We start from the raw sequence: 23389 nt of genomic DNA, 5'->3' as shown, positions 1-23389 counted from the left end.
GCTGTTTCTAGAATGCGCCTCGCTGTCAGGGCAGTTTGCCTGAAAGCAAAAAGTTTCAAAAGTGATGGGGCTATAGCTCAGCTGGGAGAGCGCTTGCATGGCATGCAAGAGGTCAGCGGTTCGATCCCGCTTAGCTCCACCAAACTTTTGTAAGCTTTGCACTGTGAATATGTTGCGTCCCCTTCGTCTAGCGGTTAGGACACCGCCCTTTCACGGCGGTAACAGGGGTTCGAATCCCCTAGGGGACGCCAATTCACAACCGAAGCCAGTATTGGCCTCGAGCAAAAGAGAATAAGATAAGGTAAGTCAGCGTCCCCTTCGTCTAGCGGTTAGGACACCGCCCTTTCACGGCGGTAACAGGGGTTCGAATCCCCTAGGGGACGCCATCTTACTTAACTTTCTGTGTCCCCTTCGTCTAGTGGCCTAGGACACCGCCCTTTCACGGCGGTAACAGGGGTTCGAACCCCCTAGGGGACGCCATCTCTTTTACCCATGCCTTTTGTTTTAAACTATTCTACTACGCTTCGCACACACTCGGTTTAACCCCACAGTTTAACTATCTACATAATTCAGCTTGCTAACCAATAGCGCTGCTTTGCTGTTGCCGATCTAATTCTGTTTATTTAGCGTAAACTCATTACCTAATTTGAATGAGTGTATAAATAACACCACAGCTATCGATGGCGGAATTTTTATGTCGAATAATCAAAACAGTTCAACTTATCAATTGTGCGGCGCACGACCTGTTGCGGTGGTAACAGGAGCAGGGCGGCGGTTAGGCTTGTTAATGACCAAGTCGCTATTAGCGCATGGTTGGCACGTAGTGGCCTTAACCCGCGGCAGCTGCAAAACTACAGCGGTTGAGCCAGAAAGCCTTGCTAGCATCGAATCAGAGCGCTTAGAGCGGGTGTCGTGTGATCTGCTTGACGATGAAAACGTTGAGCAGGTGGCGCAGAGCATTTTAGCGCGCCATGAAGGGATTGATTTTGTGCTGCACAACGCTTCTATTTACGAGCAGGACCAAGCCCATGCCCAAGACGGGGCAGCTATGATGAGTTTTTACGACCGTTTATTTCGTATTCACATGAAGGCGCCGGCACGGCTTAATCAACTATTCGCTACGGCGCTTGCTAACAGTGTTCGCCCCACTGGCAATATTATTCATATTACCGATATTTATGTGAACAATCCGAACCCGAACTACGCCTTATACTGCTCGACTAAAGCTGGGGCAGAAAATTTAATGCTAAGCTTTGCCAAACAACTTGCACCTAAAGTACGTGTAAATGCAATTCAACCTGGGCCAGTGAAGTTTTTACCTGAGCATAGTGCCGCCGATAAAGAGAAAGTACTGAGTGAAACTTTACTAGCAACTGAAGGCGGCTTCGAGGCGTTGGAGAAGGCTATCTATAGTATTCTCGACAACGAGTATATGACCGCTGCCGTGGTTCGCGTTGATGGTGGCCGCTCGTTGGCCGGCTAATTGTGTGGCGGTAAGTGCTAACGCTACGGTATTGCTAGCAGGGGCCGCACTAGGCGGCACTAAGGCTTGCACACTGGCTAAACAGTAGGGCTCGGTGCTGGCATAAAAAGGCGCTAAGCTAAGGCTGCTGCTGGTGGTTAAAATGTCGATGTCTAAGGGGCGATCTTTGCTGCCGCGCTCAGGATCACTGCGATCGCGGCCGGCGTTTTCTTCCATGCTATTAAAATGTTGTTTTAGCGCAGCGGGTTCAAGCGCGCTGTGAACAACAATTAAGGTGTTAAGGAAGTCGTGCACCGAGTTCATATTACAGGGCTGGGTACGCACTACCGGTAATAACAATAACTCACCAAAGCGCTCGCTTAAGGCACGTATAGCCTGCGTTAAATTATGTTCAGGTTTTAAGTTGCTGCCTAAACTTAAATAATGCCAGGTCATTCTTGCTTCCCTCCCTTTGCTTGTTGCTTTGATTCTTTGCTTAATAACAGTTGGCGTAATTGTGGTTCCATTAGGTTGGCAATCTGTACTTGTGCGTCGCGATTAGGGTGGATACCATCGGCTTGCATTAATTCGGGCTGCACCGCAATGTGACGAACAAAAAATGGAATCAGTACGATGTGCTCGTTGTTAGCGGCAAGATTATGAAAGGTTTGATTAAAAAGCTGGGTATAACGAGGGCCTAAGTTGGGTGGAATTTCAATTTCGCTTAGGGCCACACGTATATTGTTAGCTTGCAATAAGGTAATTATTTGTTTGAGGTTGTCGGCCATGGTTGACAAGTTAAAGCCCCGCAAGCCGTCGTTGCCGCCGAGTTCAATAAACACCCAGTGGGGTTGGTGCCGTTCAATAAGTGCGGGCAAGCGCCGTAGGGCCCCTTCGGTGGTTTCGCCACTTATGCTGGCGTTAATAAGTTTGAATTCAGGATGCGTGCTTTGCCAGCGCCGCTGTATTTCACTTGGCCAGCTGTCGGCAACTGCAATACCGTAACCGGCACTTAAACTGTCGCCTAAAATAAGCAGTGATACATTTGCTGCTGCAGGGCGTATAAAGCACAACAGTAATAAAAACAACGCAACATTAAAGGACTTTTTTTTCATATGGCAGTTATTCAAGCTCACTCGGTAAGCCGCCACGTTGTTACCAACGCAGGTCGGCTAGATATATTGTCTAGTATTGACCTTACCATTGACGCGGCAGAAACGCTTGCCATAGTCGGTGCGTCGGGGTCGGGCAAGTCAACTTTGCTGGCTATGTTAGCCGGTTTAGATTTACCCAGTTCGGGGCATATCTCTATTGATAACGTAAATTTATCAGAATTGGATGAAGAGCAACGGGCTATTTTACGCGGTGAAAAAATAGGTTTTATTTTTCAGTCGTTTTTATTAATACAAAGCTTAACTGCATTGGAAAACGTAATGCTGCCAGCAGAGCTTGCTGGGGCCGCTAACCCGCAAGCGCAAGCGCGGGAATTACTGGAAAAAGTAGGTTTAAGCGGCCGGCTTGACCATTACCCCAACCAACTGTCTGGTGGGGAACAGCAACGGGTTGCTATTGCTCGGGCATTTATTGGTGAGCCAGAAATTTTATTTGCCGACGAGCCCACGGGTAATCTTGATCGCCATACGGGCGAGAAAATTGAACAGTTACTGTTTGCCTTAAACCGAGAATTTGGCACCACCCTAATTATTGTTACCCATGACGACCGCTTAGCTAAAAAATGCCAGCGCATAGTGCATATTGACAGTGGTTATTTAACCGAGCCCGCTGGCCATGAGTAATTGGTTGGTTATTTCCTGGCGCCTATTACGCCACGAACTGCGCCGGGGCGAATTAACCGTTATGGCTTTAGCGGTTACTTTGGCGGTAACGGCGGTGTTGTCGCTGTCTATTTTTAGTGAGCGCTTGCAGGGTGGCTTAGTGGCCCGCAGCGGTGAGTTTTTAGCCGCCGATAGAGTGTTGTCGACCCGTCAGCAGGTTAACCCAGCTTGGTTAGAGCAGGCCACAGAACAAGGGCTTGATTATGCCGAGCGGGTAACCTTTAATTCGATGGTTTTTGCCCATGAACAATTGGCTTTGGCCGACATTAAAGCGGTCACGGCAAAATACCCATTACGGGGCGAGCTAGAAGTTGCCGAGCAACCTTTTATTGCAGGGGCGGCAACTGCGTACTTGCCTGGGCCAGGTGAAGCCTGGATACATTCGGGCTTGTTTCAGCAATTACCGCTGGCCTTAGGCGATGTGATTGAAGTGGGAGCAAAGCAATTTACTGTTACCAAGGTGCTTACCAAGGAGCCCGACGCTGGCTTTAATGTGTTTAACGACAGCCCCACGGTGCTTATTCAGTATGCCGATTTAGCTGCTACCCAGTTAATTCAGCCGGGCAGCCGGGTGAGTTATAATTACTTATTTGCCGGCGAGCCAGCAGCAATAACAGCTTACGAAGACTGGTTAGTGCCACAGTTAGATGATTTAAACCAACGCTGGCGTAGTATTCGCGACGACGATTCGCCCTTGGCATCGGCTTTAGAGCGGGCTGAACGTTTTATGCTTTTAGCTAGTTTACTTGGTGTGGTGTTAGCCGCTACCGCCGTAGCCGTGGCCGCACAGCGCTATTGCCAGCGCAACTACGACGCCGTGGCCATTATGAAAACTTTAGGTGGCACGCGCAGCTTTATTAGCCGAGTATTTACTGCGCACTTATTACTACTAAGTGTATTTAGCATTGCCGCTGGCTTGGCACTGGGCTATGGGCTGCAATTCGTAGTAGTAAGTTTTGTCGGTAGCCAACTAGGTTATGTGTTGCCAGCAGCAAGCCAAGGCCCTTGGTGGTTAGCCATTATTACCGGTTTGCTGGCAGCCTTAATGTTTAGCCTTTATCCGTTGTTACGTTTAATGCGTATACCGCCGTTGCGGGTATTGCGCCGTGAACTCGACGGCAGTGATTTAGGCCGCTGGTTACATTGGGTATTTAGTGGTGCCACAATTTATGTATTAATGGTGCTGTATAGCCGTAGCTGGCTGTTGTCGGCTGCGCTGTTTGGCGGCGGTATTGTTGCCACGGTGGTACTGCTGTTAATTGGCCGGCTATTTATTCGCGCGAGCCGTGAAGCAGGCATGCAAGCCGGTAGTAGTTGGCGTTTGGCCATGGCGAATATGCAGCGCCGCGCCCGTGAAAACAGTTTACAAATGCTAAGTTTTTCCACCGCAATTATGCTGTTTTTGCTGGTGTTAGCACTCCGTAACGAACTGTTGGAAGACTGGCAAAACCAACTACCCGAAAATGCGCCGAATTATTTTGTTATTAACGTGGCAGAGCAACAAGTAACCGCATTGCAAGAAGTGTTCAGAACCGAGCAAATAGAGGCAACAGACCTATACCCGCTTACGCCTGGGCGGTTAATGGCGGTAAATGGCGAGCTGGTGGCTGATGCGGTGAATAAGTCTGATCGCGAAGAGGCCGGCCAAACAGAACTGCGCCAAGGCTTTGGCCGTGAACTGCAATTAACCTGGCGCCACACGGTTCCACCGGAAAACAAAGTTGTAGCAGGCTCTTGGTGGCCCACCGAAGCGAGTAATGCTCAGCCGCATAAAAGTGTGTCGGTGGAATCGCGGGTGGCTAAGCGCTTGAACATTGTTGTAGGCGACGTGCTTACTATGCAAGTTGGGGCTGAAGAATTTACTGTGCCCGTAAGCAATATTCGTGAAGTGAATTGGAATAGCATGCAGCCAAATTTCTATTTGATTTTTAGCCCTGCGGCCTTTGCCGACATTCCGGTGACCTATATTGCTAGTTTTTATTTGCCGAGCGAACGAAATAGCGAATTATATAGTTTGTTTCGCGACTTCCCGCAGGTGTCGCTAATTGACGTAGACAGTATTATTCAGCAAATACGGGCGGTTATTGGCCATGTGTCGTTAGCCATTACCTTTGTTATGTTTTTGGTGGTGTTTGCCGGTGCGCTCGTGCTGGTGGCCCAGGTGCAAGCGTCGTTGGAAGAGCGCGAGCAAGAGCTGGTTATTTTGCGTACCTTAGGTGCCCGTAGCCGCATGTTGGCGCAAGCGGTTACCTATGAATTTATTGTACTGGGGGCCTTGGCAGGCTTAATTGCCGCTTTGGCCATGGAATTAACCATTTATGTGTTACAAACCCAAGTATTTGCTATGCCCGCTACGCTGCATGTACGCTTTTGGTTATTAGGCCCTGGCATTGGCGCCCTGGTGGTGGCTAGTTTAGGTTGGTTGACTACGCGGCGGCTACTGGCTAAGCGTACCGCAGCGTTAATACGCAACCTTAACTAGAGTGCATTTTTTCATTCGTTTGGTTTTAGTACGTTGGCTAAGGCTGGCTCGAGGCTTGGGTATTGGAAAGTAAAACCTTCTTGTTGCAAGCGCTCGGGCAGTACCGCTTGGCCGGTTAAAATAATGTCGGCCATTTCACCAAATACTGTGCGCAGCACTACTGCAGGTACGGTGAACAGGCAAGGGCGGCGCAGTACCTTTGCTAGAGTTTGGCTAAACTCGCGGTTGCTGACTGGTACAGGTGCCGTGGCGTTGTAGTTGCCTTGGCATTGTTCGTGCTCAAGTAAATAGGCTAATACACTTACCATGTCGTTGAGATGAATCCACGACATCATTTGCTTTCCGCTGCCAATAGGGCCACCGAAGCCTAATTTAAAAGGCAGAGCCATGCGGGCCAAAGCACCGCCTTTGGCAGCAAGCACAATGCCGGTACGAACAATACACAACCGTGTTACGGCTGCACATTGTTGGGCCGCTTGTTCCCACTTGCGGCACAGCAGGTGGCTATATTCTGGGTATGCACTATAACTACTTTCCGTGACTTGGGTGGTGCCTTGGCGACCGTAATAACCCACTGCTGAGCCAGAAATAACCACCTTAGGTGGCATACTAGACTGGTTCATTAAAGCGGCCAGTTGGTTGGTAATAACCCACCGGCTGTGTTCAAGTTGGGCTTTACGGGCTGCGGTCCAGCGTTTGTCGGCAATAGGTTCGCCGGCCAAATTAATAACTGCGTCGAACGAGTCGAGGTTTGTGAGTGAGTCGAGCCGCGTAATGGTGTGAACCTGAGGGCCTAAAATTTTTTTAGCCTTAGCAGGGTCACGTGTAAGCACCGTATATTGGTGTTGGTAGGCAAAGCGGTTAATAAATGCAGAGCCGATTAAACCGGTGCCACCGGTAAATAAAATCTTCATATTGACTCCTTATACTGTCGTTTCAGTCTAGGTGGTCTGTCAGCGACTAGCAACAACAGCCATAGTTGGTGTAAATTAAATTGCGAATATAATAATGAATAGGAAAAATAACCGTGAATGGATCAGAACGTGAACTTGGCCCAGTAAGCCGCATATTTTTAGTAGCTGCCGCGGTGGTTATTGTTTTGGCTGGTATAAAGGCAGCCAGTGTGGTTGTGGTGCCACTATTTTTGGCGATTTTCATTGCCATTATTATGCAGCCCATGTTGATTTGGTTTGCCCGCCGCGGTTTACCTAACTTTCTTGCCATTACGGCTGTTTTTGTGGTTATTTCAGTCTTTGGCTTTTTTCTTAGTATGCTAATTGTGCAGTCGGTAAATGAGTTTTTAGCCAGTTTTCCTAGTTACCGTGCACGATCGATAGAACAGTTTCAGTGGTTTGTGGCTTTTATGGGGCGTTTCAATATTGATATTAATATTGACGTTTTACAAAGTCAGCTCGATCCGAATCGGTTAGTGAGCTTGATGGTAAACATGCTTTCTGGGCTGGGCGGCATGATGACCAATTCATTGTTAGTAATACTTATAGTGGTGTTTATTTTAGGCGAAGCGGCCAATATGCCGCGAAAAATTGCCCTAGCGTTTGATCGGGTCGACAGTCAGTTGAAGTCGTTAACTTCGTTGTTGCACGCCATAAATAAGTATTTAGCCATTAAAACCGCCATTAGTTTAGCCACGGGAATTCTTATTGGTGCTACGTTATGGTTGATGGGCATCGATCATTTTGCGCTGTGGGGCGTATTGGCATTTTTATTGAACTACATTCCTAATATAGGTTCAATTTTAGCCGCCGTACCGGCAGTTACAATGGCCATGATTCAATTCCACCCGGCCATGGCAGGCGCTGTAGCTTTAGTGTTTGTGGCCGTTAACCTAGTTATGGGTAATATTGTTGAGCCCAGAGTTATGGGCCAGCGCTTGGGCTTGTCGACCTTGGTGGTATTTCTTAGTTTGATATTTTGGGGTTGGCTACTTGGGCCGGTGGGCATGTTATTGTCGGTGCCTTTAACTATGATGGTAAAAATAGGCTTGCAAGAAAACCCCGACACGCGCTGGCTAGCTATTTTATTAAGCGGCGATGAAGTGGTAAGCGAGCCGCTGTTTGTAGCAGAAACCAAGCAAGAGGAGGGCTAATATGATTCCCACAGCAACCAGTGGCCCACATTGGCGTGGTGCAGGGCAAGTATTTAATGAGCGGAGTAATTTTAAAGCGAAATTGCAGCGCGACGATGCCATGCGTAAAGCCCCCGAGCGTGAACGCACTCGGGTGGCCGACTATTTACGTGTGCATAAAGACTTAAACCGAGCCGCGGTTCGTTACCCCATTGAAAACTTAAAAAGTGCGGTGAACATTACCCGCCCACCGAGTGTAATTAATATTTTCGTGTAGCTGCTTTCATGGCTAGAGTAAAGTCGGTGAGCTTGCTGAGCATAAGGTTGGGTTGGTGTTGGTACTTAGCAATAATACTGACCACTGCCGAGCCACTAATGGCGCCGGCGGCACCGCTAGCAATGGCTTCTTGCACATGGCTGGGCTGACTAATACCAAAACCAAGTAGAGCGGGCGCACTGGCAAACGCCTTTAATTCGCTTAAGGCCTCGTGGGCCGGCAAACTTAGGGTTGCCCCGGTACCGGTAACGCCCGCGCGGCTAAGTAAATACACATAGCCTTCGCTAGCTGCGGCTACCTGCTGACGTAGTTCGGTGGTAGCGTCTGGTGGACAAATAAAGACAGGCGCTATGCCATGTTGCCGGGCCGCGGCCCGATAACTGGCTGATTCGCGCATGGGCACATCGGCAATAAGCACCGAATCGACCCCAGCTTCAGTACAGGCCGCATAAAAGTCACCAATGCCTTTGGCATGCACTAAATTACAGTACACCAACAAGCCTATGGGTAGGTCTGGGTGCCGTGCCCGAACACGCTTGAGCAAGGCAAAGCACTGGGCTACTTTGGCACCAGCAGCCAGCGCCCGAAGGTTTGCCGCTTGAATAACTGGTCCGTCGGCAACAGGATCAGAAAACGGCATGCCAAGTTCTAGGGCGTTGGCGCCACCGGCAATAAGGGCTTCAATAATTTCTTCGCTTAGCGCCATACTGGGGTCGCCTAAGGTTATAAAAGGTACATACGCACCCTCTTGATGGGCTTCTAATTGGGCAAATAAATTCTCATAACGGCTCATGCTTTTTCTCATTTTTGTTCTCCTGCCTTGGCTTGTGCAGCAAAAATTTTACGCACGTGCTCGATGTCTTTGTCGCCGCGGCCCGATAAGTTCACCACTAAAATTTCTGGCTTGGTGGCCGCTTGCACACGCTTTAAGGCATAAGCAAGGGCGTGCGCCGATTCAAGAGCAGGAATAATACCTTCTTTTTCCGACAGTAACTTAAATGCCGCTAGGGCTTCGTCGTCGGTCACGCTGACATAGTTGGCGCGGCCAATACTGTGTAAGTGGGCGTGCTGCGGACCAACGCCAGGGTAGTCGAGACCAGCAGAAACGGAATAGGACTCTTCAATTTGGCCGTCGCTGTTTTGCATTAAAAATGACCGGCAACCGTGTAATACACCTGGCGAGCCAGCGGCTATGGTGGCACCATGTTCACCCGAGCTAATGCCTTTACCAGCGGGTTCAACGCCAGTTAGTTGTACGCCGGGCTCGTCGATAAACTCGGCAAACATGCCAATAGCATTGGAACCACCCCCCACACAGGCAATAACCTCGTCGGGCAAGCGACCTTCCGCCGCCAACACTTGGGCTTTTGCTTCGGCGCCGATCATGCGGTGAAATTCGCGCACCATAGTTGGAAATGGGTGTGGGCCAGCGGCGGTACCTAACAGGTAGTGAGTGGTGGGGTAACTGGCGGTCCAGTCGCGCAGGGCTTCGTTAACGGCGTCTTTAAGGGTGCCACTGCCGGTATTAACAGCAACCACTTTGGCGCCCATTAATTCCATGCGAAACACATTTGGCTGCTGGCGCTCTACGTCTTTTTGGCCCATGTAAATAATACATTCAAGGCCCAATAGCGCGCAGGCTAAGGCCGTAGCGGTGCCATGTTGGCCAGCACCGGTTTCAGCAATAATACGGTTTTTACCCATGCGCTTAGCAAGCAGTGCTTGGCCTAGTACTTGGTTGGTTTTATGAGCACCGCCGTGAAGTAAGTCTTCTCGCTTTAAATAGAGCTTAACCGGGCTGCCTACCGTAAGGTTGCGCATAAGAGTAAGTGGTGTGGGTCGGCCTAAATAAGTACTTAGTAAGCCTTTAAATTCTGTTTGGAACGCCTCGTCTTGTTGGGCATCAATAAAGGCCGCTTCGAGCTGGTCAAGTGCGGGCAAAAGAATTTCCGGCACATATTGACCACCAAAGTCACCAAAATATGGAGCAAGCTGGGTCATGATTTATGATTCCTTGTGATCTTTGGTTACGTCTAAGGTAATGGTGGCGCGAATGGTATGAAATAAGTCGCGTACTAGCGCTGGGTTTTTAACCCCGGGGGCTACTTCAAGGCGACTGTTGAAGTCGAGGCCACGGCATTTTAAGGCCAAAGCGTCGGCTACATTATCAATACCTAAACCACCTGCAAGCATCATGCGGTGGCGTTCAGTGGCGGGAATAAAGTCCCAGTTAAAGGTTTGGCCAGTACCCCCGGTGCTGTGGTCTAAGACAAAACGGTCGACGGGTAAATCGGGTAACGCTTCAAGTGGTGCATGCACCGACAGGGCAAACCAAACTTCGCAGTTGGCAGGTTTTTGGTTGCGTAACTGTTTTAATAGCTGGCGGGTAGACTCGGCTTCAGGATCAAAGTCGTGCAGCTGAATAGCGGTGAGTTTAAGTTCGCGCTGTAAACGTAAGCTGTAGGTTAAAATGTCGATATGTTGGTCGTCGGCACTAAAAATACCTACGTAACTTAGCTGTGGCACTTGGTTCACAATTAAGGCAGCTTGGGCCTGCTCGAGCAGGCGTGGCGAACGTTTGGCAAAAATAAGACCACCATACAAAGCACCACAGGCAAAGGCAGTGAGGGCCTGATCGGGGTGGGTTAACCCACACACTTTATTTTCACCATAAATAAGCCGGCGGCACGCTTGGTCGATATTGTCGGCTGCGGTTAATGAACTACCTATCAAGAAACCGTGCACATAAGGGGCTAAAGCCCGTACTTGGGTGTTGTTATGAATACCCGATTCGGCAATAACAATGGTGCCAGCAGGAGCCAGAGGCGCCAGTTCTGCAGTGCGGTTTAAGTCGATGCTTAAGTCTTTTAAATTTCGGTGGTTAATGCCTATTAGTGGTGCGCCAAAGAGCACCGCGCGTTCCATTTCGTTACGATCTGACACTTCGGTAAGCACTTCAAGATTGAGCTCGCGAGCGTAGTTTACTAGGGCTAAATAGGTGTCGTCGTTTAGGGCCGATAACATTAATAAAATGGCGTCGGCACCAAAGTAGCGGGCTAAGGCCACTTGATATTCAGTGACAATAAAGTCTTTACACAGCACTGGAATACGTACTTGCTCGCTTACTGCTTGTAAGTAATCAAAACTACCGGCAAAAAAGTCTGGCTCGGTGAGCACTGAAATAGCGGCTGCATAGGGTTCGTAGATGCGGGCGATATCAACGGCATTAAAATTGCCACGAATAACACCTTTTGAAGGCGAGGCTTTTTTACACTCGAGAATAAAACCCGGCTGCTGTGCCCGCAAATTAGCCATAAGGCTACGGTGAGTAACCTGCTTGCTAAGGAGAGCGGCACGCTTGCGTACTTGCTGCTCTGGATAGTGCTCTTGCATAGCCGCTAAATTAACGTGACGTTGGGTAATAATGCGTGTGAGAACATTACTCATAGTTCAAACCTCTGTTGCATACGGCGAAGGTGCTGCAGGGTTTCGCCAGAATTTAAATGATCAAGGGCAGCTTCAGTGCCTATTTTTAGCGATGAGCACCGACCGACCATATATAAAATAGCGGCAACGTTCATAGCAATGGCATGTCGGTGTGCTGGCTTGCCGCGACCAGCAAAAACATGGGTGAGTAGCCGCGCATTTTCATCGGCGTCGCCACCGCGTAAATCATCGACGTCGGCATAGGGCAAACCAAAGTCGCTAGGGCTTAATTGGTACTGTATTAATTCGTCGTTAATGAGCTCGGTTACTTGGGTGTGGCCGTGTAAAGCTAACTCATCGAGGCCGTTGCCATGCACCACCATAGCGCGCTGACACTGTAGCAGTTTTAACGTTTCTGCAACAGGTTGACACAAGGCTGGATTGTACACACCGAGTAATTGAATATCGGGTTGGGCCGGGTTAATTAACGGCCCCAGTAGGTTAAATAAAGTGCGGGTACGTAGTTCTTGCCGAGCGGGCATTGCGTGCCTAACCCCTGGGTGGTAATGGGGGGCAAATAAAAAGCAGAAATTAAACTCGTCGAGTAAGGCCCGATCATGTTCGGGCGAGCCTTCTAAGGGTACGCCGAATACTTCAAGGACATCGGCGGAGCCCGACCGTGAGGACACACTACGGTTACCATGTTTGGCAATGGCAATACCCATACTGGCAGCTACTAAGGCGGCGGCAGTGGAAATGTTAATGGTATTGCTAGCGTCGCCACCGGTGCCGCAGGTGTCGGCTAGTAACCGATTAGGGCGGGGGAAAGGCTTCGCCGCGGCACGCAGCGCTTGTGCGGCACCGGCTATTTCTTCCGGTAGTTCACCGCGAATTTTCATCGCTATAAGTAACCCAGCAATTTGTGCATTGGTTAACTGGCCTGCAATAAGATGACCAAACAGCTTTTCGGTTTGCGCTTGGCTAATGGTTTTGCCTTCTAATAATAGGGCGAGTTCACGCATGTTTATACTCCTTACTAACAAGGTTTGGTGTTTGGGTTAAGAAGGCAAGGCAAGAGCGCAGGATGTCGCTACCTTGTATAGTCATAATAGATTCCGGATGAAACTGCAGCCCAGCGATGGGTAGCTGGTGATGACAAACGGCCATAGGAATACCTTGATAATGAGCAATTACTTTAAGCGAGCTTGGCACCTGAGTGGCTTGCAATGAGTGATAACGCGCCACGGTTAATTCACCCTTGGTGGGTGCCAACTGGTGCTGGTTAAGCGGCCCGAATAGCGGGTGTTCAGTAGTGCTAATGGTTGCTGCTTTACCATGGGCGGCATGACTACAAGGGCCGATAGTACCGCCAAAATGCTCAATAATGGCTTGAAAACCTAAGCAAATACCAAGCATAGGATAACGGCCGGCGCAATGGTCTATGAGCGCCATTAAATTGCCCGCTTGGCTAGGGTAGCCAGGGCCTGGAGACAGCACCACGGTAACGGGTGCGGTTAATGCGGTTAATGTGGCTAAACGCTGCGTAATTACGGCTAAGGCCACAGTGTTGCGATACACCTCAACCTGCAAGCCAAGCTGGGCCAGCTCATCGACCAGGTTATAGGTAAAGCTGTCTTGGTTGTCGAGCACCACCACAGTGCCCCTTAGCCCTGGAGAGCTTATGTTCATTGTTGTGCTCCTTCATTGGCGGTTAGAATGGCCTGTATAACCGCCTGTGCTTTTTGTTCTGTTTCGTTTAGTTCCGCTTGTGGCACCGAATCGGCCACCACGCCAGCGCCGGCTTGCACAATAGCTGTGCCTTGGCTAACAAAGGCCGAACGAATAACAATACAGGTGTCCATGTCGCCATTACCGTTTAAATAACCTACCGCGCCACCATAACTACCGCGGCGTTGTTGTTCTGCTTGACGAATAAGCTGAGCGGCACTTATTTTTGGTGCACCCACTAAGGTGCCCATATTCATGCAGGCCTGATAAGCATGTAAGGCGTCGAGTTCAGGTTTTAGAGTGGCCACCACCCGCGACACTAAATGCATAACGTGAGAATAACGGTCGACTTTTAATAAGTCGGCCACATAGCGCGAGCCTGGTACCGCAATGCGGGCTAAGTCGTTACGAGCCAAGTCGACTAACATCATATGCTCGGCTAATTCTTTTTGGTCCATACGTAGTTCAAGTTCTATCCGCGAGTCTTGGTCTGTTAAAATTTGGCCCTGCTGATTGCGGGCTCGTTTGCGGGTACCAGCAATGGGGTATAGTTCGGTTTGGCGATTAGCGGCGTTAAACTTTAAGGCCGACTCTGGTGAGGCGCCGAACATTTCAAAGGCTTTGGTTTGTAGATAAAACATATACGGGCTTGGGTTTTGTGCTTTCAGCTGCTGATAACTGGCCAAAGCATTATGGCAGGGCAGTTTAAACTGGCGAGCAGGCACTACTTGAAAAATATCGCCAGCAGCAATAGCACTTTTCATTTGTTCAGCAATGGTAATGAAATCGGCGTCGGTTGGCGTAACCGTAAGCTCGGTGGTTAGCGCGGGGCTGGTGGCAGCTGTTGCCGTGGCCACTGGAAATTGTAGCCGACAGAGAATTTCACCCATGCGTTGGCAAAGCTGTTGGTGGCGGTCGGTGATATGTTCGCCTCCGGGTAAACTGCCAATAAGCTCGGCGCTTTGTTGTTGGTGATCAATGACCAATAAGGTTTCCGCTAAATAGTATTGGTAGTCGGGGCAATGGTTAGCGCCTGCAGCAACCTGGGGTAAGGTTTCAAAGCTAGCTAATAAGTCGTAGGCAAATACACCAGCTAAGAAAATAGCAAAAGGATGTTCGCGCGTGCTAGTAAGCTGGTGTTGTAAAATCCGTAGGGGCTCTAGGTTACTTATGGCTAGCAGCCGTTCTTGCTCGTTCAAAGTTGGGTTAGGCGGCGGCATAGTAAGTTGTAGTTCGCCCGTTGCCGTTGTTTGTTGTTCAATAGCTGCTGGCAGCTGGGTGGCAAGCCAATTTATAATAACTTTGCCGTTGGCGCTTAATGGGGTTATTTCAACTTGGTTACCGTTAGCCACTAAGCGCAACGAGGCGTCGATAAGCATTAAGCTTTTCAGGTTTGCGCGGGAGTCAATTTCAGCCGACTCTAACAACAGGTGTTCGCCCTCAGGCTGGCGCAAACTAGCAAAGGTAGCTAAGGGGTCGAAATGGTAGGGCGTGGATAGTACTACCGGCACCACCGTACCTGTGGCGGTCTGCGACAAGGGCAGCTTAGCTAAGGGAAGTTGCTCAGACATGACGAGTTACTCACTTCTATTAACGAACATGGGTGGGTTAACGATTGAACGTTAAAACGCCGAAAATAAACTCCTGAAACGAAAAAACCCGCTACAGGAGCGGGTTTATATGCTTATCAGGTATTATTTACGAAATTTTATTTCACCCACAGCACACTTGCACCCGCGTTATGCGAATGCCACCACCACGGGTGAAAAAATGCTATTACGTTAGCTGAGTGTGTCATGTGTAACGAGCCTGAAAGTTGAATATATAATAAAAACTAACCCGTGCCGCCGAGCGTGTCAACACCTTATATAAATGAGTGGCTACATTTTCAGCAGCAACTTGTGTTTTTTCAATGCTAAACCACGTAATATAGAGCCATGATGATAGAAATGAATAAACCACCGTTACGGATTGATTTACATTGCCATTCGAATATTTCAGATGGCAGTTTAACGCCAGCGATTTTGGTGATGCGGGCGGCGCAAATGCAGCTCGACTATTTAGCTATTACCGACCACGATGCCATTGCCGCTGTTGCACTGGCGCGGGAAGCTGCGGTTGCTTATGGTAAAGGCGCCCCAACAATTATTTCGGGAGTGGAATTTAGTTGCCAATGGCAGCAGTTTGAAATACACATTCTAGGTTGGAATTTTGACACCAGCCATGAAGCGGTGGTTGGTTTAGCCACTCGGCAACAAAATACCCGCCACGCCCGCGCTGCAGCCATTGCTGAAAAATTGATAAAGTATGGCGTGGCAGAAGAGCATTTACCGGTGGCCCATGCTGGCCGGGTATTAACCCGTGCTCACTTTGGTGCGGCCTTGGTTGAGCATGGCTATGTTAAAAACATGGAAGACGCGTTTCGGCGTTATTTGGGTAAGGGCCAGTGTGCTTATGTGGCAACCCCTTGGTGTACCATTGATGAAGCCATTGCTGCAATTCATGCGGCCGGTGGTAGTGCTGGCTTGGCGCACCCATTGGCTTATCAGTTAACTAGTAAGTGGCTGCGGCGTTTAACCGTGGCCTTTAAGGCTGCCGGTGGCGACGCCATTGAAGTGGCGTCTGGGCAGCAAGAGCCAAAGCAGCGCTTACAATTAGCCGCACTAGCCACTGAACATGGCTTAGCAGCTTCGGTTGGATCTGATTTTCATTTTCCAGGGCGCTGGCGCGAGCTTGGCAAAAATTTAGCTTTGCCGCCACAATGTACACCCATATGGGAAGCATGGAATTTAAGCGAGGGAGTATGAAGTATGACTAATTATTTTGAGGTTCACCCGGTGAACCCGCAGCAGCGCACCATTGCCCAGGCAGCCGAACTCATTCGTGGCGGCGCCGTAGTGGTGTACCCCACTGATTCGGGTTATGCCATTGGTTGCCAACTAGAAAACAAAGACGCCTTGCAGCGTATTTGCCGTATTCGGGATATTGGCAAAGATCATAACTTTACCCTGATGTGTCGCGATTTGTCGGAATTGTCGGAATATGCTCGGGTTGATAACCAAGCCTTTCGGTTAATTAAAAACAACACCCCAGGTGCCTATACTTTTGTATTAAAAGGCACCAAAGAAGTGCCCAAGCGGTTGCTAAACCCGAAGCGAAAAACCATTGGTTTACGGGTACCAGATCACGTTATTGCGCAAACCTTATTAGCAGAGTTGCGGGAACCGTTAATGTCGACCACGTTAATTTTACCAGGGCGTGAGTTTGCCGAGTCTGATCCGGAAGAGATTCGTGATGCCCTTGATGGCCAGGTAGACGTTATTATTGATGGTGGCCAAATAGGTGAAAAACCAACCACAGTAGTGGACTTGGCCGACGGTGGAGTGTCCATTTTGCGTATTGGGCAAGGCGACCCAAGCCCGTTTGAAGCGTAAATGAGCGATTCTTTGGTTGGAGCTGCGGTGTTAGAGCCGCCAGTAACAGAACAACATAGCTTACCGCTGGGTTTTGTGCGCGGCGAGCCAATGTTCGACCGACCAGACGACTTGTATATTCCACCAGAAGCGTTAGAGCTGATGTTGGAGGCGTTTTCTGGGCCAATGGATTTATTGTTGTACCTAATACGCCGCCAGAAAATGGATATTCTTGATTTACCTATATTGCCAATAACCAAGCAATATATGGAATATGTCGAGTTAATGCATGAGTTAAAATTGGAATTGGCCGCGGATTATTTAGTGATGGCGGCCATGTTGGCAGAAATTAAAAGTAGATTGCTATTACCGCAGCTAGCAAGTGAAGAAGACGAAGAGCTAGACCCCCGTGCAGAGCTTATTCGGCGCTTACGGGAATATGAAGTGGTGCGTGAAGGCGCCCAACAACTAGACCACCAACCGCAACAAGAGCGAGACTTTTTTGTTGGCAGCGCCTTTACCGATGCGCAAGATATTGCCGCGCAAGAGCCGCCAGCGGTAACCTTGGCCGACTTAAGTTTGGCCCTAGCACGAGTTATGCAGTTGGTGAAGGCTCAAGCGCACCACCAGGTAATGCGCGAAGCACTGTCGACCCGTGAGCGTATGAGCCGGGTGCTCGAGCGGTTAAGCCAGGTGAAACGGCTTGACTTTGTAGAGCTGTTTGATGTGAGTGAAGGGAAGGCAGGGGTGGTAGTAAGTTTTCTAGCCATTTTAGAATTGAATAAAGAAGGCTTAATTCGCCTTATTCAAGCGGAAGCTTATTCGGTAATTTATGTGTCGCGCTATGAGCAACTGGCCCAAGAGGAAACGCCCGCGCTATGATTTCCGATAAGCAACTAAAACAAATTGTTGAAGCAGCAATTTTTGCTGCGGAACAAGCGGTAACGGTAGACCAGTTACTAAGTGGCGCACTGGCAAATTTTTCGCTAAATAGGCCCCGTATTCGGCAAGTGCTTGATCAGTTACAAGACGACTATCGTGAACGGGGTGTACAGCTGGTGGAAGTAGCCAGCGGCTTTCGCTTTCAAACCCGTGCCGAACTAGGCCCTGCCTTGGCCAATATGTGGCCGGAGCGGGCGCCACGGTATTCGGCGGCCTTGCTGGAAACCTTGGCGTTAATTGCTTGGCGACAGCCTACCACCCGTGGTGAAATAGAAGCCATACGAGGGGTGTCGGTGAGCACCCAAATAATGCGTACGCTACAAGAACGAGGCTGGGTGAAAGTTGTGGGCCATAAAGAAGTTCCTGGTCGGCCCGCTTTGTTTGCAACCACCAAAGAATTTTTAGACTATTTTTCTCTTCAGTCGGTGGCCGATATTCCTGCATTGGCCGAACCGCCTGAACCCGACACGCGGGAGCGTGACATGATAGAGGTATTAAACAGTGAAAACGGCACCAACTGAAAAGTTACAAAAAGTATTAGCGCGATCCGGCCATGGTTCGCGCCGTGAACTTGAAGCTAAAATTAGTGCAGGGCGAGTACGAGTGAATGGCAAAGTAGCCCACTTAGGTGAGCGTATAGGCCCTGGTGCAGACATTCGTATTGACGGCCACCGGGTGGAAGTGAAAACGGAAGAAGAAGTGCCGTGCCGCGTGATTGTGTACCACAAACCCGAAGGTGAATTAGTCACGCGGAAAGACCCAGAAGGGCGGCCAACGGTTTATTCCAGCTTACCGTATTTAAATAACTCCCGTTGGGTTGCCATTGGCCGTCTTGACATTAATACTTCGGGTTTATTGCTGTTTACCACAGACGGTGAACTTGCTAACCGTTTAATGCACCCAAAATATGAAGTTGAACGTGAATATGCAGTGCGCGTATTTGGTGAAGTGAACGACGCCATTATTCAACGGTTGCGCCAAGGGGTCATGCTAGAAGACGGGAAAGCAAACTTCTTAAAAGTGAAACGCCAAGGTGGCGAAGGGTTAAACCGCTGGTTCCATGTAAGCTTAACCGAAGGCCGTAACCGCCAAGTACGCCGGATGTGGGAGTCGCAAGGATTATTAGTTAACCGCTTAATTCGTATTCGCATGGGCGAACAGCTATTGCCAAAAGGTTTAGTGCAAGGTGGCTGGATGGACCTTGATCTAAAAGAAGTGAATTATTTACGTACCCTAGCGGAATTACCTAAACTGGAGTCGGCTCCGGTGATTACCCCAGAAGACAGAGAGCGCCAACTGAAACGGGCGCGGCGATCAAACAAGGAGCGACGCCGTTCATGAGTGAAGTTGTGAATAATGAAACATTAAAATGGCTGCCCGAGTGGACCGCAGCTCGGGCATTGTGGTTACGCTGGCCCTATCGGGCTGACATTTTCTCTGATCATGGTTTGGCGGCGCAGCAAGACCTGCTAGTGTTATTGGAAAGGCTGCAAACTACGAGTTTAGCCGTGCAATTAATGGTGCCTAGTGCCGAGCGGAGTAAAGCCGAGCAGGCAATAACCGCAGCTGGCCTGCAGCCGGTTACTGTGCATGAAGTGGACTATGGCGATGTGTGGTTGCGTGACTGTGCGCCCTTTGTTGGTGCCGACGGCGTTCACCGCCATTTTGCCTTTGACAGCTGGGGTGGCATTGACGACCAATGGCCACTCGACATTATGGCCCGTGATTGGTTAAGCCGAACCTTAAAAGCCAGCACTGAACGTTATACGGCGGTATTGGAAGGTGGTGCAATATACACCGACGGTGAAGGCACAGGGTTAGCCTGTACTGGTAGCACCATTTACCGTGAAGGTAATGAAGACTGGAGCCAGGCCGCATTTGAAGACACCTTAGCCACGGCCTTAGGCATTAAAAAAGTGCTCTGGTTGCCAGGCAAGTTAAGTGCCGATGAAACCGGTGGCCATGTGGACAATATGGCATGTTTTTTAGCGCCTGGGCGTATTGCGTTGAATATGCCTGCCAGCCCGACGCATCCCGACTATGCTACCTGCCGACGGGTGCTAACTTTTTTAGAGCGAGCTAAAGACGCTCAAGGGCGCAGCTTTGAGATTGTGCGCATGCCATTGCCACCGATGCCGCGATTAACAGCGCAAGAAGCGGCTACTATTACAACTCGCCAAGGTATTCGTAGACGTATTGCAGGCATGCCGTTAATGGCTAGTTATTTAAACTTTATTCGGGCTGGCAACATTGTGGTGTTACCAGAATTTGGTATTGCTGAAGACGACGAGGCCTACAAGGTGCTGGCCAAAGCTTTGCCCGACTGTACTATTATTCGAGCGCCAACCCGGGGTTTGTTGGTTGGCGGCGGCGGTTGGCACTGTGCGAGCTGGGTGGAGCCAGAACTAGGTAATGGCGGTGGTTAGACGACTGCCGCCAGACCCAGCGGACGAAAAAGACATTGAATTAAGGGCGGTTAATTTATTAAGCCGGCGTGAGCACAGTCAGCTTGAGCTGCAACGTAAAATGGAACAGCGTGGCTTCGATAGCAAAGCAGTAAAAGCCGTGCTAGAGCGCTTAGCCGAACGGAATTGGCAGTCGGACGAACGCTTTACCGGCAGCTTTATTCGTCACCGCGTTATGCAGCGCCAAGGGCCAATAAAAATTCGTGCCGAGCTAACCATGCGCGGCATTCAAAGCGACGACATAGAGCGTCACTTTGAAGCCGAGCAGGTTGACTGGTTTGCTTTAGCCGCAGAAGCCTTACACCGTAAATTTCGTACTGCCGCTGGCGACGACCGTAAAGAATACGCTCGCAGGCAACGTTTTTTAGCCTCGCGCGGCTTTACTATGGAACATATTCGCCGAGCCATGGGCGCCTTGGAAAGCGGCGAGCATGACTGGGACGAGGGTATGTTCTAATTTTCTTTCGTGATAATCTTTTCACCATATTTCCGTAGCTACGGACACCTTTGAATAACCAAGCAGGATAGCATTTCATGAGTATGACTAGCGCTGAGATTCGTTCTTTATTTCTTCAGTTTTTTGCCGAGCGAGGACATGAAATTGTTCCTAGCAGTTCACTTATTCCTGGCAATGACGCCACTTTATTGTTTACCAACGCCGGTATGGTGCCCTTTAAAGACGTATTTTTAGGTAACGAAGAGCGTGGCTATAATCGTGCCACCAGTTCACAACGCTGCGTGCGCGCTGGTGGTAAGCATAACGACTTAGAAAACGTAGGCTATACGGCACGCCACCATACCTTCTTTGAAATGCTAGGTAACTTTAGCTTTGGTGACTACTTTAAGCGCGAGGCTATTCAATATGCGTGGCAGTTTTTAACCGAAGAACTAGGCATTCCAAAGGAAAAGCTGTGGGTAACGGTGTTTGAAGAAGACGATGAAGCCTATGACATTTGGGCCAAAGAAGTGGGCGTGCCAGAAGATCGTATTGGCCGCATTGGAGCTAAGGACAACTTCTGGCAAATGGGCGACACCGGACCCTGTGGTCCTTGTTCGGAAATATTCTATGACCACGGTGAAGAGGTATGGGGTGGCCCACCGGGAACTCCGGAAGAAGACGGCGACCGCTATATTGAAATTTGGAACTTAGTATTTATGCAGTACAACCGCGACAGCGACGGCACCATGCACCCGCTACCGAAGCCTTCGGTAGACACGGGCATGGGGCTAGAGCGAATTGCCGCAGTAATGCAAAACGTACACTCGAACTATGAAACCGACACCTTTGTAGCGCTGATTAATAAAGTTGCCGAGTTGACCCACTGTACAGATTTAACCCAGCAGTCGCTGCGGGTTATTGCCGACCACATTCGTAGCTGTGCATTTTTAATTACCGACGGGGTAATGCCGTCGAATGAAGGGCGTGGCTATGTACTACGACGTATTATTCGCCGCGCGGTGCGCCATGGCCATAAGCTAGGTGTAAGTGAAGCGTTTTTCCATAAATTAGTTCCTGAATTAGTGCGCTTAATGGGTGAGGCTTTTCCTGAATTGGCACAGGCTGAAAAAACCATTGTGAAAGCCCTAAAGCAGGAAGAAGAGCAGTTTGCCCGTACGGTACAGCGTGGGTTGAGCTTATTGGAAGAAGCAATGGCTGGTATGCAAGCGGGCGACACCTTAGCTGGCGACGTGGCGTTTCGATTATATGACACCTATGGTTTCCCGTTAGACTTAACCGCCGACATTACGCGTGAGCGGGGTATACAGGTTGATCAGGCTGGCTTTGATGCGGCCATGGCAGAACAACGGCAGCGGGCCCAGCAGGCATCGCAATTTGGTGTCGACTACAATGCCCAAATAACCGCGGCCACGGCTACCGAGTTTTTAGGCTACGCCTGTGACCAACAGGTGTCGGAAATTGTTGAGCTGTTTGTGGCGGGTAAGTCGGTTGCTACAGTGGCCGCCGGCAGCGAAGCAACGGTGGTGTTAAAAGAAACCCCGTTTTACCCAGAAAGTGGTGGTCAGGTAGGTGATACAGGCGTGTTGGCCCGTGTCGATGAAGGCGGGCAGGCCGGAGTAAGTGCCTTTACTGTTACCGATACCCGTTACTTGGGCAAAGGAATTGGCCATGTGGGTACAGCCAACCAGGCTTTAGCGGTGGGTGAGCGGTTAGCGGCTACTATTGATTCGGCACGCCGTGCTGCAATTCGTCGCAACCATTCGGCCACTCATTTGATTCATGCCGCCTTACGCCGCGTATTAGGCGAGCATGTAATGCAAAAAGGGTCTTTGGTAAACGACGAGCGGTTGCGTTTTGACTTTGCCCACGGCCAAGCGGTAAGCGTAGCCGAGCTGGTGGCAATAGAGCGTGAGGTAAATTTAGAAATATTAAAAAATGAGCCCTTAGCCACGCAACTAATGAGTGTTGATGATGCAAAGGCGGCGGGTGCGTTGGCGCTGTTTGGCGAAAAGTACGACAGCGAAGTGCGCGTAGTGAGTATGGGTGACTATTCCATTGAGCTGTGCGGCGGTACGCACGTAGCGCACACGGGCGATATTGGCTTGTTTCGAATTATTAGTGAAGCGGGTATAGCATCTGGTGTGCGGCGGGTAGAAGCAATAACCGGTGAGCGTGCGCTTAGCTATACCCAAGAGCAGCAAGCGCAACTACGGGCCTTAGCCGGCCTAGTGAAAAGTGATGTGAACGGGGTCGTTGAACGAATAGAGCAAATAGTTGACAAACAAAAGAGCCTAGAGCGGGAAAACGCCGACTTACAGCGTAAGTTGTCGGCTAATGCTGGTGCTGAATTGGCACAAAACCCAACCATGCTGCATGGTGTAAAGGTTATTGTGGCGGAAATTCCTGGTGGTGACGCCAAAGGTTTGCGCGACATGTTAGATGACTTGAAAAATAGAATCGGCGAAGGGATTATTCTTCTCGCTGTGCGCGATGATGCTAAAGTAAGTTTAATTGCTGGTGTAACAAAGTCGCTAACAGGTAAAGTGAAGGCCGGTGAGTTAGTTAATAAGGCTGCTGCCGTTGTAGGTGGTAAAGGAGGTGGTCGGCCGGATATGGCACAAGCGGGTGGTAGTGAGCCACAAAAGTTAGAATTGGCATTAACCGCAGCAACGGATTGGCTAAATAATGTGTTAATTAATTAAAAAAACAATATTTAGAATTTGGTGCATTGTGCTATGCTGCTAAGTGTTAGCATGATGCTAAAAGGCTCGCACAGATTCTCAGAGGATGTTGTAGTTTCTGTATATGACGTA

Annotated in this window: 22 protein-coding genes and 4 tRNA genes; 17 read left to right on the top strand and 9 right to left on the bottom strand. The window is 49.7% G+C overall.

Features of this window, described 5'->3' with window-relative positions; genetic code table 11:
• Positions 1–66 precede the first annotated feature (66 nt).
• The 5 genes from M1L23_RS01485 to M1L23_RS01465 all read left to right on the top strand — a co-directional run bounded on the left by M1L23_RS01485 (position 67) and on the right by M1L23_RS01465 (position 1483).
• Positions 67–142: transfer RNA gene (locus M1L23_RS01485), tRNA-Ala, on the top strand.
• A 34-nt stretch (positions 143–176) separates the two neighbouring features.
• A tRNA-Glu gene (locus M1L23_RS01480) sits at positions 177–251 on the top strand.
• Positions 252–311: 60 nt separating this feature from the next.
• Positions 312–386, top strand: a tRNA-Glu gene (locus M1L23_RS01475).
• Positions 387–404: 18 nt separating this feature from the next.
• A tRNA-Glu gene (locus tag M1L23_RS01470) sits at positions 405–480 on the top strand.
• Positions 481–694: 214 nt separating this feature from the next.
• Complete coding sequence (locus M1L23_RS01465; RefSeq protein ID WP_252625259.1) at positions 695–1483, top strand: SDR family NAD(P)-dependent oxidoreductase; 789 nt, start codon at positions 695–697, stop codon at positions 1481–1483.
• Here the strand turns inward: M1L23_RS01465 and folK are convergent.
• Positions 1367–1918 (bottom strand): 2-amino-4-hydroxy-6-hydroxymethyldihydropteridine diphosphokinase, encoded by a 552-nt coding sequence (gene folK / locus M1L23_RS01460; RefSeq protein ID WP_252625257.1) that lies wholly within the window; start codon positions 1916–1918, stop codon positions 1367–1369. The two genes, M1L23_RS01465 and folK, sit on opposite strands and share 117 nt — an antisense overlap.
• Positions 1915–2577, bottom strand: coding sequence for an arylesterase (locus M1L23_RS01455; RefSeq protein ID WP_252625256.1), 663 nt, complete (start codon positions 2575–2577; stop codon positions 1915–1917). Before M1L23_RS01455 ends, folK begins: the two co-directional genes overlap by 4 nt.
• Here M1L23_RS01455 and M1L23_RS01450 point away from each other — a divergent pair, their 5' ends adjacent.
• Positions 2578–3258, top strand: coding sequence for an ABC transporter ATP-binding protein (locus M1L23_RS01450; protein WP_252625255.1), 681 nt, complete (start codon positions 2578–2580; stop codon positions 3256–3258).
• Complete coding sequence (locus M1L23_RS01445; RefSeq protein WP_252625254.1) at positions 3251–5779, top strand: ABC transporter permease; 2529 nt, start codon at positions 3251–3253, stop codon at positions 5777–5779. Before M1L23_RS01450 ends, M1L23_RS01445 begins: the two co-directional genes overlap by 8 nt.
• Positions 5780–5790: 11 nt before the next feature.
• On the opposite strand, the gene M1L23_RS01440 is transcribed toward M1L23_RS01445, so the two are convergent.
• Positions 5791–6693 carry a TIGR01777 family oxidoreductase gene (locus M1L23_RS01440; protein ID WP_252625253.1) on the bottom strand — a complete coding sequence of 301 codons (903 nt, stop codon included), beginning with the start codon at positions 6691–6693 and terminating at the stop codon, positions 5791–5793.
• A gap of 113 nt (positions 6694–6806) precedes the next feature.
• Here M1L23_RS01440 and M1L23_RS01435 point away from each other — a divergent pair, with 113 nt between their 5' ends.
• The gene (locus M1L23_RS01435) at positions 6807–7886 is read left to right on the top strand and encodes an AI-2E family transporter (RefSeq protein ID WP_252625252.1); all 1080 of its coding nucleotides are present in this window, start codon (positions 6807–6809) and stop codon (positions 7884–7886) included.
• A gap of 1 nt (position 7887) precedes the next feature.
• Positions 7888–8142 (top strand): hypothetical protein, encoded by a 255-nt coding sequence (locus tag M1L23_RS01430; protein ID WP_252625251.1) that lies wholly within the window; start codon positions 7888–7890, stop codon positions 8140–8142.
• Here the strand turns inward: M1L23_RS01430 and trpA are convergent.
• The 6 genes from trpA to M1L23_RS01400 are packed head-to-tail and all read right to left on the bottom strand — an operon-like array spanning position 8126 to position 14867.
• Positions 8126–8947, bottom strand: a complete 822-nt coding sequence (trpA, locus tag M1L23_RS01425; protein ID WP_252625250.1) for a tryptophan synthase subunit alpha — start codon at positions 8945–8947, stop codon at positions 8126–8128. The two genes, M1L23_RS01430 and trpA, sit on opposite strands and share 17 nt — an antisense overlap.
• Positions 8944–10143, bottom strand: coding sequence for a tryptophan synthase subunit beta (gene trpB, locus M1L23_RS01420; RefSeq protein WP_252625248.1), 1200 nt, complete (start codon positions 10141–10143; stop codon positions 8944–8946). Before trpB ends, trpA begins: the two co-directional genes overlap by 4 nt.
• 3 nt (positions 10144–10146) lie before the next feature.
• Positions 10147–11589, bottom strand: coding sequence for a bifunctional indole-3-glycerol-phosphate synthase TrpC/phosphoribosylanthranilate isomerase TrpF (gene trpCF, locus M1L23_RS01415; protein WP_252625247.1), 1443 nt, complete (start codon positions 11587–11589; stop codon positions 10147–10149).
• The gene (gene trpD, locus M1L23_RS01410; protein ID WP_252625245.1) at positions 11586–12590 is read right to left on the bottom strand and encodes an anthranilate phosphoribosyltransferase; all 1005 of its coding nucleotides are present in this window, start codon (positions 12588–12590) and stop codon (positions 11586–11588) included. Before trpD ends, trpCF begins: the two co-directional genes overlap by 4 nt.
• Complete coding sequence (locus M1L23_RS01405) at positions 12583–13257, bottom strand: anthranilate synthase component II (RefSeq protein ID WP_252625243.1); 675 nt, start codon at positions 13255–13257, stop codon at positions 12583–12585. The genes trpD and M1L23_RS01405 overlap by 8 nt, the downstream gene beginning before the upstream one ends.
• Positions 13254–14867, bottom strand: coding sequence for an anthranilate synthase component 1 (locus tag M1L23_RS01400; RefSeq protein ID WP_252625241.1), 1614 nt, complete (start codon positions 14865–14867; stop codon positions 13254–13256). The genes M1L23_RS01405 and M1L23_RS01400 overlap by 4 nt, the downstream gene beginning before the upstream one ends.
• A 378-nt stretch (positions 14868–15245) precedes the next feature.
• Between M1L23_RS01400 and M1L23_RS01395 the strand changes: the two genes are divergently transcribed.
• From M1L23_RS01395 to alaS, 8 genes are all read left to right on the top strand, one after another.
• Positions 15246–16103: a PHP domain-containing protein gene (locus M1L23_RS01395; RefSeq protein ID WP_252625239.1), complete on the top strand. Its 858-nt coding sequence runs from the start codon at positions 15246–15248 to the stop codon at positions 16101–16103.
• Positions 16104–16106: 3 nt separating this feature from the next.
• Complete coding sequence (locus M1L23_RS01390; RefSeq protein ID WP_252625237.1) at positions 16107–16730, top strand: L-threonylcarbamoyladenylate synthase; 624 nt, start codon at positions 16107–16109, stop codon at positions 16728–16730.
• Positions 16731–17591: a segregation and condensation protein A gene (locus M1L23_RS01385; protein WP_252625235.1), complete on the top strand. Its 861-nt coding sequence runs from the start codon at positions 16731–16733 to the stop codon at positions 17589–17591. It begins immediately after the preceding gene.
• Positions 17588–18172, top strand: coding sequence for an SMC-Scp complex subunit ScpB (gene scpB / locus M1L23_RS01380; protein ID WP_252625234.1), 585 nt, complete (start codon positions 17588–17590; stop codon positions 18170–18172). Before M1L23_RS01385 ends, scpB begins: the two co-directional genes overlap by 4 nt.
• Complete coding sequence (gene rluB, locus M1L23_RS01375; RefSeq protein ID WP_252625232.1) at positions 18153–18992, top strand: 23S rRNA pseudouridine(2605) synthase RluB; 840 nt, start codon at positions 18153–18155, stop codon at positions 18990–18992. Before scpB ends, rluB begins: the two co-directional genes overlap by 20 nt.
• Positions 18989–20077, top strand: coding sequence for an agmatine deiminase family protein (locus M1L23_RS01370; RefSeq protein WP_252625231.1), 1089 nt, complete (start codon positions 18989–18991; stop codon positions 20075–20077). Before rluB ends, M1L23_RS01370 begins: the two co-directional genes overlap by 4 nt.
• Complete coding sequence (locus M1L23_RS01365; protein ID WP_252625230.1) at positions 20064–20573, top strand: regulatory protein RecX; 510 nt, start codon at positions 20064–20066, stop codon at positions 20571–20573. The genes M1L23_RS01370 and M1L23_RS01365 overlap by 14 nt, the downstream gene beginning before the upstream one ends.
• Positions 20574–20650: 77 nt before the next feature.
• Positions 20651–23278 (top strand): alanine--tRNA ligase, encoded by a 2628-nt coding sequence (alaS, locus tag M1L23_RS01360; protein ID WP_252625229.1) that lies wholly within the window; start codon positions 20651–20653, stop codon positions 23276–23278.
• Positions 23279–23389: the final 111 nt, after the last annotated feature.

This window comes from Aliidiomarina quisquiliarum (genome assembly GCF_023922585.1).
In the GTDB taxonomy this organism is placed as follows: Bacteria; Pseudomonadota; Gammaproteobacteria; order Enterobacterales; family Alteromonadaceae; genus Aliidiomarina; species Aliidiomarina quisquiliarum.
This window is presented reverse-complemented; position numbering and strand designations above follow the sequence as displayed.

Bases quoted from the DNA above. Each gene is read 5' to 3' on its own strand.
- M1L23_RS01465 (WP_252625259.1), top strand. From the start codon at position 695: ATGTCGAATAATCAAAACAGTTCAACTTATCAATTGTGCGGCGCACGA.
- folK (WP_252625257.1), bottom strand. From the start codon at position 1,918: ATGACCTGGCATTATTTAAGTTTAGGCAGCAACTTAAAACCTGAACAT.
- M1L23_RS01455 (WP_252625256.1), bottom strand. From the start codon at position 2,577: ATGAAAAAAAAGTCCTTTAATGTTGCGTTGTTTTTATTACTGTTGTGC.
- M1L23_RS01450 (WP_252625255.1), top strand. From the start codon at position 2,578: ATGGCAGTTATTCAAGCTCACTCGGTAAGCCGCCACGTTGTTACCAAC.
- M1L23_RS01445 (WP_252625254.1), top strand. From the start codon at position 3,251: ATGAGTAATTGGTTGGTTATTTCCTGGCGCCTATTACGCCACGAACTG.
- M1L23_RS01440 (WP_252625253.1), bottom strand. From the start codon at position 6,693: ATGAAGATTTTATTTACCGGTGGCACCGGTTTAATCGGCTCTGCATTT.
- M1L23_RS01430 (WP_252625251.1), top strand. From the start codon at position 7,888: ATGATTCCCACAGCAACCAGTGGCCCACATTGGCGTGGTGCAGGGCAA.
- trpA (WP_252625250.1), bottom strand. From the start codon at position 8,947: ATGAGAAAAAGCATGAGCCGTTATGAGAATTTATTTGCCCAATTAGAA.
- trpB (WP_252625248.1), bottom strand. From the start codon at position 10,143: ATGACCCAGCTTGCTCCATATTTTGGTGACTTTGGTGGTCAATATGTG.
- trpCF (WP_252625247.1), bottom strand. From the start codon at position 11,589: ATGAGTAATGTTCTCACACGCATTATTACCCAACGTCACGTTAATTTA.
- trpD (WP_252625245.1), bottom strand. From the start codon at position 12,590: ATGCGTGAACTCGCCCTATTATTAGAAGGCAAAACCATTAGCCAAGCG.
- M1L23_RS01405 (WP_252625243.1), bottom strand. From the start codon at position 13,257: ATGAACATAAGCTCTCCAGGGCTAAGGGGCACTGTGGTGGTGCTCGAC.
- M1L23_RS01400 (WP_252625241.1), bottom strand. From the start codon at position 14,867: ATGTCTGAGCAACTTCCCTTAGCTAAGCTGCCCTTGTCGCAGACCGCC.
- M1L23_RS01395 (WP_252625239.1), top strand. From the start codon at position 15,246: ATGAATAAACCACCGTTACGGATTGATTTACATTGCCATTCGAATATT.
- M1L23_RS01390 (WP_252625237.1), top strand. From the start codon at position 16,107: ATGACTAATTATTTTGAGGTTCACCCGGTGAACCCGCAGCAGCGCACC.
- M1L23_RS01385 (WP_252625235.1), top strand. From the start codon at position 16,731: ATGAGCGATTCTTTGGTTGGAGCTGCGGTGTTAGAGCCGCCAGTAACA.
- scpB (WP_252625234.1), top strand. From the start codon at position 17,588: ATGATTTCCGATAAGCAACTAAAACAAATTGTTGAAGCAGCAATTTTT.
- M1L23_RS01370 (WP_252625231.1), top strand. From the start codon at position 18,989: ATGAGTGAAGTTGTGAATAATGAAACATTAAAATGGCTGCCCGAGTGG.
- M1L23_RS01365 (WP_252625230.1), top strand. From the start codon at position 20,064: ATGGCGGTGGTTAGACGACTGCCGCCAGACCCAGCGGACGAAAAAGAC.
- alaS (WP_252625229.1), top strand. From the start codon at position 20,651: ATGAGTATGACTAGCGCTGAGATTCGTTCTTTATTTCTTCAGTTTTTT.